Here is a 13,125-nt window from a genome sequence, read left to right as displayed (position 1 = left end):
GAAATATCACGCACTTTATGAAACTCGGTATCGATCAAATCCAAAAATTTTTTCAAAAACTCTCCGGCAAAAAAATTGGCATTTTATGCCACGGCGCTAGCGTCAACTCCAAATATCAACATCTCTTAAAATTATTGGAAGAAACAAAGAGAGGCCCCATTTTGAGTGCGCTTTTTGGCCCAGAACATGGCCTTTGGGGCGTGGCGCAGGATATGGAAGCGGTGGCAGATTGTACTCTCCCCTCACCTGTATCCTCTCCCCAAGGAGGGGGAAAATCGGTACCCATTCACAGCTTATATGGAAATGAATTGAAAAGCCTGCAACCCAAATTCGAATGGATGGAGGGCTTGGATGCAGTGATTTGTGATCTTCAAGATGTGGGTGCCCGCTACTATACTTTTGTATACACCATCGCTTTTGTGATGAAGGCCTGTGCGGCAAAAGGAATTCCGTTGTATGTATTGGACCGACCTAATCCCCTAGGGGGCGAGACCGTTGAAGGGAATTTAATTGAAGCAGGTTTTGAATCTTTTGTGGGGGCCTTTCCGATTACCAATCGCCATGGAATGACCGTGGGAGAGTTGTGTCAGATGTTTAACCGTGAAGATCCCGTCCTTCGAGGGAATGACAAAGCGGCAGACTTGAGAATTGTTCGCCTAAAAGATTGGAAACGAAAACATTACCTCGATGATACGGATGCCGCTTGGGTTCTACCTTCCCCCAATATGCCTACGCTGGACACGGCCCTGGTTTATCCGGGAATGTGTTTAATCGAAGCCACAGAAATTTCAGAAGGACGAGGGACCACCAAACCCTTCGAAATTTTTGGTGCCCCTTTTATTGATCCACAAAAATTAAAAAACTATCTGGATCAAAAATTTAAATTGCCCGGAGTTTTTTTTCGTCCTCTGTATTTCAAACCCACTTTTCAAAAACACGCCCATGAAGTTTGTGGAGGCCTACAATTGCATGTGACCCATCGTAAAAAATTCAGGCCCTATTTGACGGGGCTGGCGATTGTGAAGGCATTGCAGGATCTTTATCCGAAAGATTTTCAATGGAGAGAAAAACCTTACGAATTTGTAAAAGATATTCCTGCCATCGATCTACTGACCGGCTCTGCCCAATTTCGACTGGCCTTGGAAAAAGGAAAAAGCTGGAAAGATATTTTAGGGTTTTATGAAAAGGGGAAGGAGAAGTTTTTGAAGCAGAGGAAGGAGTATTTGTTGTATTAGACTCCTCTCACCTTCTCAAAACATGCATTCATCTTCTCAATAAGATCCTGAGACAACTCATTCAGCGCCAGAGCCGGCTTTTGTTTTTTCATCCATTCGCAAATTTCTTCTGGTGTAAAAAAACGCCGGATGGGTTTTTCTAGCATCACACAATCAAAAGGGTCGATGCCTTGAGCAAAAACTTTTTGTTTTAAGCGAACATCGAGAGAAGTGTCGACATAGCGCCGCCAGGCATTTTGCAGGAAAACCTCTACATACACATGGATGCTTTCTTCCGGAAGTCTTTCTAAGAAATCAGGCTCTAAAAACCAGGAGAAACTTTTCTTGTGAATATAAAAGGCAGAAAAAACACAGGGAATACCTTGCGAACGCAGCAAAGCGGCCATGACATTACTTTTGTGAAAGCAATTCCCCCGCTTTTTTTGCAAGGTTTGCAGAACGCTATCCTGCCAGGGTTCAAAGGCATAAAGAATTTGATTGCGGATGTATTCGTAGGCAAGTCGAACTTTTTTTTCAGGTTTATCGATCGTTGAAAAAAGCCTTTTGGAAAGAGCCTTGATTTCATCCGAAGAAAAATTACATTGTTTGCTTTCAGACAAATGCTCAAGCGTGACTAAATCGCTGTAAACCTGAGATTCAAAAAATTGGAGAAGATCCCTAGGCAATTTTGGTCCTTAATTTCCAATTGTTCTTTCACCCTCTCCCTGCCCTCTCCCGTCGAGGGAGAGGGTGGGGAATAAAAATCGCGTATGATGAGTTACTAATTTTAGGCTTTGGTGGTGTTCACACTCGCTCGAGTCACCAACCGTTTCACCCAGGCAGCCACCTGAGGCAATTCTTGAGGAACAGCAACTTTCATTTTCTCTAATTTGAAAACCATGGGAGCAAAGGCAATATCGGCCAAGGAATACGCACCAACAAGGAAATCCTGATTCTTTAAGGCACGAGCGGCATGTACAAAAAATTGCTGAATTATCGCACGAAATTCTTCCAAGCTTTCCTCTTCGAGACTCTCACCTTTGTCGCGTGCCCATTCTGCCCTGAGTATCTGGATGCCGGGAGTGAAAACCATGGCGTCGATTTGAGCAGACCACAATCGTACCAAGGCACGAGACTGGGCGTCTTCGGGCATTAGAGCGGGATAAGGATACTCTTCTTCCAGGTATTGATTGATCACAAGGGATTCTGCCAAGATCAAACCTTCATCCACCAACACGGGAACTTTCCCGAGAGGATTTAATCGCAAAAATTGCTCTGTTTTATTTTCCTTTTTAAACAAATCGATCCCAACACTTTGGCAATCGAGTTGCTTCTCTGCCAAGGCAATACGAACGCGATGGCAGTACGGGGACATTGGCATTTCATACAGTTTCATTTTATTTTTGCTCCATTTGTTTCAAGTGCCTTAAAGCGGCCTGTTTTTGGCTATCTTCTTTGGCAGCAGGAAGAATTTCATCTTCTTCAGCCTTTTTATTTTCTGTTTTTGGAAGTGCTACGATCTCATCCGGAAGCACTCCCTTCCCATCAATCTTGCGACCCTTGGGCGTATAGTAGCGGGCAATAGTCAGTTTAAGTCCAGCCCCATTACCAAGTTCCATCACGGTTTGTACAGAACCTTTTCCAAAACTTTTGGTTCCCATCACAAAGGCCCTTCCGTAATCTTGCATGGCTCCTGCAAAAATTTCAGAGGCCGAGGCAGAACCTGCATTCACCAAAACAACCATTGGCAAATCGGCATAGGGAGCCTTCCCTGTGGCCTTGCGATCTTCGGGTTTTCCTACACGCCCTTTTACGGAAACAAGGACCCCTTCTTTTACAAACAAATCACTGACACTCACTGCCTCATCCAGCAAGCCCCCCGGGTTATTGCGCAAATCGATAATGAGACCTTGCAGGCCGCCCGATTTCTTTTGATTCACCTCGATGGCTTTCTGCAAATCTTGCGCAGTTCTCTCCTGAAAGGTATTAATTTTGGCGTAGAGATATTTTTGTTCCAACAATTCAGCCTTCACGCTCTTCACATTGATAATTTCCCGAGTCAGAGTGAAATCCCTGGTGCTCTTCCAACCCTCACGAAATAAGGTGAGCACCACTTTGGTTTTGTTGGAACCACGCATATTTTTCACGGCATCCACCAGATTCATGTCGTGAGTCAGTTTGCCATCAATGCGAATGATTTTATCGCCAGGCTGTATCCCTGCCCTATCTGCGGGGCTCCCTTCCATGGGAGACACAATCGTCAAAACATCCTCTTTGATACTGACTTCCAAACCCACACCACCAAACTTCCCCGCAGTATCGGCTCGAAGCTCTTTATAAAAATCGGGGCTCAAATAAAAAGTATGAGGATCTAAAGTAGCCAACATCCCCTTGATGGCACCTAAAATGAGTTTGGACTCGTCCACTTCATCGACATAGTTTTCTTCAACATAATGCAAAATTTTAGAAAACTGTTCGAGAGACTGGTAGATCTTATCGCTAAAGGCGTAGACCGAGGCTGCAAAGGCCAGGGAGAGGAACAGAAAGGAAAACAGTAATATTTTTTTTAAGGACTTCAAGTTTGTCCTCTCACTTTCTTCACCCGTTCCACAATATCCTCAGGCATCAATTTATAATGCTTCAGTAAAACTTCTGCAGGCGCCGATTGGCCCCATTCGTCATTCACTCCATGACGATGGACTGCAATCCCCGGAAACTCTCCCAAAAGTTCGCAAATGGCAGAACCCAGGCCCCCGATAATAGAATGTTCCTCCAGGGTTAAAACAGTTCCAATTTTTTTCGCCAAAGGGATGATCGTGTCTGCATCCAAAGGCTTAATCGAGGCACAATTCACCACCGTTGCAGCAATACCTTGGGTTTCCAAGGTTCTTGCCGCTTCCAAGGTAGGGGCAACCATAATTCCACAAGCAATCAGAAGGATGTCTTTCCCTTCGCGAATCACATTCGCCTTGCCGATTTTGAATTGATAGGACGAATCAAAGAGCTGTGGAACCTTGGAACGACCCAAACGGATGTATACAGGGCCCTCGTGCGCTGCAGCGGCCTTCACCATTTGCTCGGTCTCCGTCGCATCGGCAGGCACCAGTACCGTCATGCCGGGCATTACCCGCGTGAGGGCCAGGTCTTCTATAATTTGATGCGAGGCCCCATCTTCACCCACCGTAAGCCCTGCATGTGAGGCGCAAATTTTCACATTCAGATGAGGATAAGCCACCGAGTTCCGCACAATCTCCCAAGCGCGTCCGACTGCAAACATCGCAAAACTGGAGGCAAAAGGAATTTTGCCCGCCAGGGCAAAACCAGCCGCGGTGCCGATTAGATCTTGTTCAGCCACCCCCATATTAAAAAAACGCTCAGGAAATTTTTTTGCAAAAATACCCGTTTTGGTTGACCCCGAAAGATCGGCATCCAACACCACCACACGAGAGTCTCCTTCTCCCAGTTTGGCAAGGGCTTTTCCGTAGGCATCTCGGGTAGCAATATAATCAGTCATTTTCCTTCTCCCCTCCTCTTAAGCTAAGAGGAGGTTGGGAGGAGTTATGTCTAATTGCATCCAAATTGACATAACGCCCCCGAAATTCTTCTCAGAATTTCCCTCTTAGCTTAAGAGGGGGTAATTCGGTTTAGTTCTTCTAGGGCCAACTCCAACTCCGCATCACTCGGTGTCACCCCATGATAAGCGGGCTTATTTTCGAAAATCGAAACCCCTTTTCCTATCAGTGTCTTAGCAATAATCATTGTAGGTTTGCCCTTCACTTTTTCGGCTTCATCCAGGGCAGAAACCACTTCTTCCATATTATTTCCATCGATCGTGAAGACCTGCCACCCAAAGGCCCTAAACTTCTCATCTAGCGGAGAAACATCCTTGATATCTTTGTTGAAACCATCAATCTGCACATTGTTGAAATCGAGCAAACAGCAACGATTGTCCAGCTTGCGAAAGCCGGCCGACATGGCCCCTTCCCACAACATTCCTTCCTGGGCCTCCCCGTCGGAGTGCATGCTGTAGATACGGGTACTGCGCTTATCCAAACGGGCCGCCAAGGCCAGGCCGTTCGCTATCGATAGCCCCTGACCCAAAGAACCCGTGGACATTTCGATTCCCCATTCGGGTTTACGTTTGGGATGACCTTGCAAAGGAGAACCGAGCTGCCTCAAGTTCTGGAATTCAGATTTTGGAAAATACCCCGCATGAGCGAGACAGGCATACAGGGCAGGTGCCGTGTGACCATTGGCGAGAATAAAGCGATCACGATCTTCCCAAAGCGGATTTTTTGGATCATGGTGCATTTTGTAAAAATAGAGCGCCACCATCATTTCCATCATCCCCAAAGGCCCACCCGTATGACCGGATTTTGCCTTATGCAACATCTGCAAGACATCCATGCGTAGCTGACGACTAATTTCTTGGAGTTCTTTAATTTTTTCGGATGAAGGCATTCAATTGTCCAAACTGGATAATAGGGTGGGTTGCAGCCATAACAAATTGCTACCCCTTGTCAAAAAAAAAATTGGTTAATTAAACCTCTTATGCCGTCACCCCTTCAAACAAGGCACTCGAGAGATAACGTTCACCGGAATCGGGCAGAATGACGACGATATTTTTACCGGGGTTTTCATTGGCCAATCGAAGTGCCCCAATCATCGCTGCACCACAGGAGATGCCGGAAATAATCCCTTCTTCTTCTGCCAGGCGTTTTGCCATCGCCATGGCATCAAGGCTATTGACGCGCTCCACACGATCAACCATGCTCAAATCCAGATTTTTCGGCACAAAGCCGGCACCGATGCCCTGAATTTTGTGCGGACCGGGTTTTACTTCCTGGCCTTGAAGAGTTTGTGTGATCACCGGGCTTTCTTCGGGCTCAATGGCTACCGAAAGAATTTTCTTATTCTGTTTATTTTTAATATGGCGACTGACACCTGTAATTGTTCCACCGGTACCTACCCCTGAAATGAGGATATCAATTTTACCCTCGGTATCTTCCCAAATCTCAGGCCCCGTGGTTTCTTCGTGAATTTGCGGGTTGGCGGGATTTTCGAATTGCTGCATCAGCAGATATTTTTCTTTATCACTTTCATAAATCTCTTTGGCCTTTGCAATCGCACCGGGCATGCCTTTGGCGCCTTCGGTGAGAATCAGTTCAGCTCCAAAGATTTTAAGAAGCTTGCGTCGCTCATGACTCATGGTCTCAGGCATCGTCAGCGTAATCGGATAGCCGCGGGAAGCCGCGACAAAAGCGAGGGCAATTCCGGTATTACCACTGGTGGGTTCGATGATGCGTTTCCCTTTGGTGAGCAGGCCTTTTTTCTCGGCATCCCAAATCATGGCCGCGCCAATACGGCATTTAACCGAATAAGCCGGATTGCGCCCTTCAATTTTAGCGAGGATCGTGGCCTGGGTATTGTTGATGCGATTGATTTTCACCAAGGGCGTGCAACCGATGGAGAGGGAATTGTCGTTATAGATTTTCATGATTTTGCCTCCAATAGTTTTAAGAGTTCATCCTGAGATTGAATCAGGGCCTTATAAATCACCAGGTAATAATCTTGCATACCGTTTCCGAGTTGGGCTTTTTCAAGCGCCTGAATATATTCCAATCGACTTTCGGGTTTAATCGAAGCGGGAGGATATCCAGCTTGCATCAGCAATAAATTCATTAAGAGACGTGCTGTCCGGCCATTGCCATCTACAAAAGGATGAATGCTGACTAATTTAAAATGCGCCTCCGCTGCAATCGTTGCTGCCTGTTGAGAGAGATCGCCCTGAAGCCATGTCACAAAATCTTGCATTAAAGAAGGAACTTTTAGGGGATTGGGCATCACTACCCGAGAGCCGGAAATACGCACGGGAACCTGACGATAAATTCCTGCATTGGAATCGCCTATTCCTTTTAAGACATGGGCATGAATTTTCAATAGGGTTTCTTCAGTTAAATCTTTTCTATTCCGATTTTGCAAAGTGCAAATATAATCGAAAGCACTCGCATGATTCACTGCTTCCAGGTGTTCAGTAATTGTTTTACCTGCCACCGTAATTCCCTTTTCTACGACAAGGGCGGTCTCTTGCAGACTTAAGGTGTTTCCTTCAATGGCATTCGAACTATAGGTGAGTTCAATACGAGCGTAGTCCAGAATATTTTTTTGAAGCGATGGAGTGAAGGGCTGAAAAGTAGCTAGCTGACGCTGTTTCTCGTCAATTTGTTTGAGTAGTGAATGCATTTCAAATTTCCCAATTCGGAATACACTCTTTCGTTTTTCCACTAAAGCTCTGAATGAGATGGGGCTTGGCCATTCTGATTTTGGATTTTTTGGGAATGGAACTCATGATCCAGCAAAAACTTCCGATGATAGAGCCTTTGCCAATCACCGTCTCTCCGCCCAGGATGCTGGCATTGGCATAGACGGTCACATCGTCTTCAAGGGTGGGATGCCTTTTATGAATACCCGGCGGATTGAGTGCCATGGCACCCAGGGTGACTCCCTGAAAAAGAGTGACTCCATTTCCAATCACCGAGGTCTGTCCAATCACTGTCCCTGTGGCATGATCGATGAAAAATTTCTCGCCAATTTTGGCCTCGGGGTGAATATCGCATCCGGTGAGGCTGTGGGCATATTCACTCATCATGCGAGGAATCAACGGAACCTTGCGGAGGGAGAGTTCGTGCGCGAGGCGATAGGTGAGAATCGCCAAAAAACCCGGATAACACAAAATGATTTCATCCATGCTGTTTGCCGCGGGGTCTCTTTCATGGGCCGCCTGGGCATCGTCCAAAAGTTTTTTCTTTACGGAGGGGAGGGTATTAAAAAAATCTTCAACCAGAGTTTTCACTTCCATCTCGGATTTCTTTTGAGCCTGAAAAGCCAGGCTCACTTGTTTTTCCAATTCCTGCCGGCATTCTCTTAAAACCAAGTAGGCTTTCTCTTTGGCGGCATCCTTCAAAAAATATTTACTCGAAAAACGATGATCCGGAAAAAGTATAAACCAAAGTGATTCAAGACAGAAAAAAACCCGATCGGCCTTGGGGAGTAAGGCCGGTGTGAATTCTGAACTGAGCTGATTAAGGCTGCTGATGAGATCCATAATCTTTTTAACTAATGCCACAACCCTCACAAAAGTAAAGTTTTGTTAATTGTTTTGTAATTTCAAAAAATAAATCCAGCTCCTCCTCCGTGAAAAACCGCGGGCGACTGGAGTTGGAGTCGTTTTTGATCTCCCTGCTTATTTTTTCTCATGACAAAATTACTTCCCATAAATTTGATCAAAGCTGCCGCCATCGGCAAAATGGATTTTCTGGGCCTTTTGCCAACCTCCAAAAGTATCCTCAATCGTTACCAAATTGAGTTTGGGATATTGAGCTGTATATTGAGCCGCCACGGCGGCCAGGCGAGGTCGGTAGTAATGTTTTGCCGCGATCTCCTGGCCTTCGTTGGTATAGAGATATTCCAGATAGGCCTTGGCTAAATCGAGTGTGCCATGCTTGCTGGCATTCTTCTCGACGACAGCCACGGGAGGTTCAGCCAGGATACTGATGCTCGGATAGACGATTTCAAATCGATCTTTTCCCAATTCCTTTACCGCCAGCAGCGCTTCATTTTCCCAGGCCAGAAGCACATCGCCGATGCCGCGCTCCACAAAAGTAGTGGTGGCACCGCGTGCACCGGAGTCTAACACGGGCACATTTTTGTAAAGTGCCGAAGCAAATTCCTTGGCCTTGGTTTCATCTCCACCCGGTTGCTTCAAGGCATAAGCCCAAGCGGCCAAATAGTTCCAGCGCGCGCCCCCTGAAGTTTTGGGATTCGGGGTGACGACAGCAATGCCAGGTTTTACGAGGTCATTCCAATCTTTAATTTGTTTGGGGTTTCCTTTGCGCACTAAAAAAACGATGGTGGAAGTATAAGGCGAACTATTATTAGGTAATTTTTTTTGCCAATCGGCGGGAAGTAGTTTTGCTTTTTCGGCGATGGCATCAATGTCGTAAGCCAGAGCTAAGGTCACGACATCGGCTTCCAGACCATCGATGACAGATCTTGCCTGTTTCCCGGAGCCTCCGTGAGATTGGCTGAATTTAATGTCTTGCTTGGTTTTGTCTTTCCAATATTTCCCGAAGGCTTGGTTGTAGTCTTGATAGAGTTCTCGGGTGGGATCATAGGAGACGTTCAGGAAGTTGGTTTGCGCTTGGAGTTTTGTTGAGCTGAATCCTAGCAAGGCTAAGAGGCTGAGGGTGATGAGTTTTAGTTTTTTGTTTTTCATAAGAGTTTCCTTTGGTTGAATCCAATTGTATACTGGGAATTAATAAGCCACCTGCAATCTTGTAAATAAAGCATGCTCCGGCGCTCTATCCGCACCACCACTTGCTCCACCTGTAAAATTTGTATGATCATAGCTTACCGTAAATTTATAATTGTTGGTCAAATACCAATTGGCCACTACACCCCAGGCTTTTGCATGGGAAGCAGATTTGGCAGGGTCGGCAAAGACGGGAAATGCTGCATCATCAATCTTCAGATCATTATAACGGGCACCCAATTCCACAGCACCCCAGTTTCCTTTTTTGAAATTGATGGGGTTTTTGACTTTGATTCCGGAAAAAGAACTTTCCTCACCCGTGAGGATATAAGAAGCAGCCACTTGCCAGGCCTTGTTTGCGATGTCCGTTTTTGCGCCCGCCAGATTTACCTTTTGAGAAGAAAGGACATATTCGCCAAACAATCCAAAGGGGCCCACATAATAGTAGCCTTGGGGTGAAATTCTCAAACGGTCGCCATCTGCAAACACAGTATTGGGAGCGGTGCCATCCGACCTAAAAGAAAAGAAAGTATTTTGGCCACTGCTTTTTTGCGAAGCAAGGTTTGTCGTAGTGGCAGATCCAAACTGGCTCCCCCAGCTTCCAGCCACGCCCACTCCAAGTTTTTCTAGCGCTTTGAGTTTTGTGTTTTTGAAGGGTTGAGCGAAGAGGCGAGCGACCACATCTTTTCCGTCGCTGACATCGGTGTCGTTGGAACCCCCATCGATTGTTCCATTAAACACCCCGGCAGAATACGAAAATACGCCGTCCGCAATAGTCCCAAATACCAGGGCTCCCAGATCCCGATTGGGAACGAGATTGGTAGGAAGCCCAAGTTCTACAGAAAGTAAATTGGCAGAAGATTGCCATCTTTCTAAACCCAGAGGCGCTGTAAATTTACCCACACGAAAACTTAAGGCCTTGAAGGGTTTGATGTCTGCATAGGCATCTTGTATGCTTGCGGTTCCCCCGCCAAAATCGGGCGTAAACTTGAAACCAAAATATTTTCCAATATCGCCTTCCACAATAGGACGAAGGCGTCGGCCAATAAACTGATTTACAAGCTTGTCTCCTTCATCGTTAAGAAAAAAACGCCCATCGGCCTGAAGTAATCCTCTCAAACGAATGGCGGTTCCTCCCTCACTACTTTTAAGATAAAAGCCTTCTTTGCTATTGAAGCCGGCATTGAGGCTCTCCTTGGGTTTGTCTTTTTGTTCTGCTTTTTCTTGCTCGATTTCCCATTTGCGCTGGAGAATTTTTTGATTTTGTTCCAGTTCGTTGATGCGTTCTTGAAGGGAACTCGTATTTTCTGTCACCGTTTTTTTGCTTTTTGCAAAGCCTGTTTGGGGAAGGGTAATTAAACTTGTGCCCAGGATGAGGTCCGCTAAAAGCCATTTGATTTTTTTCATATATTTGTTCTTTCTTATTTTAGATTTCGTTTATGTAGATGTTTAAACAAGAGGGTGGAGAATAAAAAAAAGCTCCACCGTGACCGGGGAGCCGATTTCTTAGAGGGGAGCTTCTTTATCATTGAGACTGGATTTTAATTGAGACTTTTACAAAAAATCTGAGCTTCTCTAAGCAACCGGCTAGATACAGATGCACATACACATGCACATGCAGCAACGGCAACAACAGGTGTTGTACGGCTTAGAGAGGAGAGTTTGTGTAAAATGACCCGACATGCTTTTACAGGGGTAAAGGAAAAGTTAGATTTTTGTCAAGTGAGAAAAAATAAGAAGTGATTTTGTCATTGCGAGGAGCAAAGCGACGTGGCAGCCTTTGATCTTTCACCCTCTCCCTAACCCTCTCCCCTCAAGGGAGAGGGGACTTGGGGTGTGGAACTAAAGTGACACGGTTATATGAAACGCATCCAAACCCGATCCATCTTACCTGGTTTTCGTCTCAGCCTGGGGCTCACGGTTTTATACCTAAGCCTCATTGTGCTGATTCCGCTTTCTTCGCTTTTCATCAAAACCGCCCATCTCGGTGGGTCTGATTTCATTCAAACCGTCACCAGCGCCCGAGTGGTCGCTTCTTATAAACTCACCTTTGGCGCCTCCTTTATTGCCGCCAGTATCAATGCCGTCCTGGGTTTGCTGGTCGCCTGGGTTTTGGTGCGTTATCCCTTTCCCGGAAAGCGTGTGTTTGATGCCTTGGTGGATTTGCCTTTTGCCCTGCCTACCGCTGTGGCAGGAATTGCCCTCACCAACTTGTATTCTTCTCATGGATGGATAGGGCATTTTCTCGAAAAATGGGGAATCAAAGTGGCCTATACTCCCTTGGGAATTATGGTGGCTCTCACTTTTATTGGACTCCCTTTTGTCGTTCGAACCCTGCAACCCGTGATTCAAGATTTGGATCCCGAAATGGAAGAAGCTGCCTCCAGCCTGGGGGCCAGTCGACTCAAGACCTTCACCGCTGTAATCTTCCCCCATCTTCTTCCCGCCCTGCTCACCGGCTTTGCCCTGGCCTTTGCAAGAGCATTGGGAGAATACGGGTCGGTGGTCTTCATCTCGGGAAACATGCCCTTAAAAACAGAAATTACCCCTTTGCTCATCATGACCAAACTCGAACAATTCGATTATGCAGGAGCCACAGCCATTGCCTTAGTGATGCTGGTCGCTTCTTTTGCCTTGTTGCTTGGCATTAACCTGCTGCAATCCTGGCAGGCACGGAGATCGGCATGAGTGAAAATCCGCATTATTGGGAAGTGGTTCGCGCCTCTAAAATTCGCTCCATTGCCGAAAAAGAACCGCTCTGGTTCAGGCTGCTGTTAATTTTGCTGGCCCTCTCTTTTCTGCTTCTTTTTCTTATTGTCCCCTTGGTAAGTGTTTTTTATGAGGCCTTGCAAAAGGGACTTGAGGCTTATTGGGCGGCCTTGATTCAGCCCGATGCCCTTTCGGCCATCAAGCTCACACTCCTCACGGCTGGACTTGCCGTGTCGGTAAACACTATCTTTGGAATCATCGCTGCCTGGTGTCTGGCAAAATTCGAATTTCGTGGAAAGAACATCCTGCTCACCTTGATTGATCTGCCTTTTGCCATATCCCCTGTGATTGCCGGCATGATCTTCGTGCTTTTGTTTGGTTTGCAGGGTTGGTTTGGAGCCTGGCTGAGCGAGCATAATATCAAAATCATGTTTGCACTTCCCGGCATTGTACTCGCCACCCTTTTCATCACCTTCCCTTTTGTTGCGCGTGAGCTCATCCCGCTGATGCAGGCCCAAGGCAAGGAAGAGGAAGAGGCCGCCCGAGTATTGGGAGCTTCCGGTCTTCAGACTTTTTTCAGAATCACCTTGCCCAATATCAAATGGGGCTTACTTTACGGAGTCATCCTCTGCAACGCGCGGGCGATGGGAGAATTCGGCGCCGTCTCCGTGGTCTCCGGCCATATCCGTGGGCAGACCAACACCATTCCCTTGCATGTTGAAATTCTCTACAACGAATACGAATTCGCCGCCGCTTTTGCCGTTGCGTCTGTTTTGGCCTTGCTGGCGATGGTGACATTAATTTTAAAAACACTTTTGGAAAAGGAAGTGAAGGTTTCTGTAAAAAAATAATTCCCTCTCCCCTGGAGGGAGAGGGTCAGGGAGAGGGGGA

At 46.5% G+C, this 13,125-nt stretch carries 13 protein-coding genes; 3 read left to right on the top strand and 10 right to left on the bottom strand.

Translation table 11 applies throughout. The features are described from left to right. Positions 1–17 precede the first annotated feature (17 nt). Positions 18–1,235 carry a DUF1343 domain-containing protein gene (locus HQM15_02660; protein ID MBF0491665.1) on the top strand — a complete coding sequence of 406 codons (1,218 nt, stop codon included), beginning with the start codon at positions 18–20 and terminating at the stop codon, positions 1,233–1,235. Here the strand turns inward: HQM15_02660 and HQM15_02655 are convergent. The 10 genes from HQM15_02655 to HQM15_02610 form a co-directional block, all read right to left on the bottom strand. Further along, positions 1,232–1,900 carry a transglutaminase domain-containing protein gene (locus tag HQM15_02655; protein ID MBF0491664.1) on the bottom strand — a complete coding sequence of 223 codons (669 nt, stop codon included), beginning with the start codon at positions 1,898–1,900 and terminating at the stop codon, positions 1,232–1,234. The two genes, HQM15_02660 and HQM15_02655, sit on opposite strands and share 4 nt — an antisense overlap. Positions 1,901–2,001: 101 nt before the next feature. Then, the gene (locus tag HQM15_02650; GenBank protein ID MBF0491663.1) at positions 2,002–2,595 is read right to left on the bottom strand and encodes a glutathione S-transferase family protein; all 594 of its coding nucleotides are present in this window, start codon (positions 2,593–2,595) and stop codon (positions 2,002–2,004) included. 16 nt (positions 2,596–2,611) lie between these two features. Continuing rightward, a complete protein-coding gene (locus tag HQM15_02645; GenBank protein ID MBF0491662.1) occupies positions 2,612–3,793 on the bottom strand; it encodes a S41 family peptidase in 1,182 nt (393 codons plus the stop codon). Continuing rightward, the gene (locus HQM15_02640) at positions 3,790–4,728 is read right to left on the bottom strand and encodes a transketolase family protein (protein MBF0491661.1); all 939 of its coding nucleotides are present in this window, start codon (positions 4,726–4,728) and stop codon (positions 3,790–3,792) included. The genes HQM15_02645 and HQM15_02640 overlap by 4 nt, the downstream gene beginning before the upstream one ends. Positions 4,729–4,838: 110 nt before the next feature. Continuing rightward, positions 4,839–5,675, bottom strand: coding sequence for a transketolase (locus HQM15_02635; protein ID MBF0491660.1), 837 nt, complete (start codon positions 5,673–5,675; stop codon positions 4,839–4,841). Positions 5,676–5,763: 88 nt separating this feature from the next. Continuing rightward, complete coding sequence (gene cysK / locus HQM15_02630) at positions 5,764–6,711, bottom strand: cysteine synthase A (GenBank protein MBF0491659.1); 948 nt, start codon at positions 6,709–6,711, stop codon at positions 5,764–5,766. Continuing rightward, positions 6,708–7,457 carry a Fic family protein gene (locus HQM15_02625; GenBank protein MBF0491658.1) on the bottom strand — a complete coding sequence of 250 codons (750 nt, stop codon included), beginning with the start codon at positions 7,455–7,457 and terminating at the stop codon, positions 6,708–6,710. The genes cysK and HQM15_02625 overlap by 4 nt, the downstream gene beginning before the upstream one ends. A gap of 1 nt (position 7,458) precedes the next feature. Beyond that, a complete protein-coding gene (locus tag HQM15_02620; GenBank protein ID MBF0491657.1) occupies positions 7,459–8,340 on the bottom strand; it encodes a serine acetyltransferase in 882 nt (293 codons plus the stop codon). 138 nt (positions 8,341–8,478) lie between these two features. Then, positions 8,479–9,489 carry a sulfate ABC transporter substrate-binding protein gene (locus HQM15_02615; protein ID MBF0491656.1) on the bottom strand — a complete coding sequence of 337 codons (1,011 nt, stop codon included), beginning with the start codon at positions 9,487–9,489 and terminating at the stop codon, positions 8,479–8,481. A gap of 39 nt (positions 9,490–9,528) precedes the next feature. Next, a complete protein-coding gene (locus HQM15_02610; GenBank protein MBF0491655.1) occupies positions 9,529–10,932 on the bottom strand; it encodes a porin in 1,404 nt (467 codons plus the stop codon). A 453-nt stretch (positions 10,933–11,385) separates the two neighbouring features. On the opposite strand from HQM15_02610, the gene cysT reads away from it, so the two are divergent. Then, positions 11,386–12,213: a sulfate ABC transporter permease subunit CysT gene (gene cysT, locus HQM15_02605; GenBank protein MBF0491654.1), complete on the top strand. Its 828-nt coding sequence runs from the start codon at positions 11,386–11,388 to the stop codon at positions 12,211–12,213. After that, positions 12,210–13,085, top strand: a complete 876-nt coding sequence (cysW, locus tag HQM15_02600; GenBank protein ID MBF0491653.1) for a sulfate ABC transporter permease subunit CysW — start codon at positions 12,210–12,212, stop codon at positions 13,083–13,085. The genes cysT and cysW overlap by 4 nt, the downstream gene beginning before the upstream one ends. The last annotated feature ends 40 nt before the right edge of the window (positions 13,086–13,125 follow it).

The organism is Deltaproteobacteria bacterium (assembly GCA_015233135.1).
Taxonomy (GTDB): Bacteria; UBA10199; UBA10199; order JADFYH01; family JADFYH01; genus JADFYH01.
Note: the sequence above shows the minus strand (reverse complement) of the source record. Positions and strands in the feature narration are given on the sequence as shown.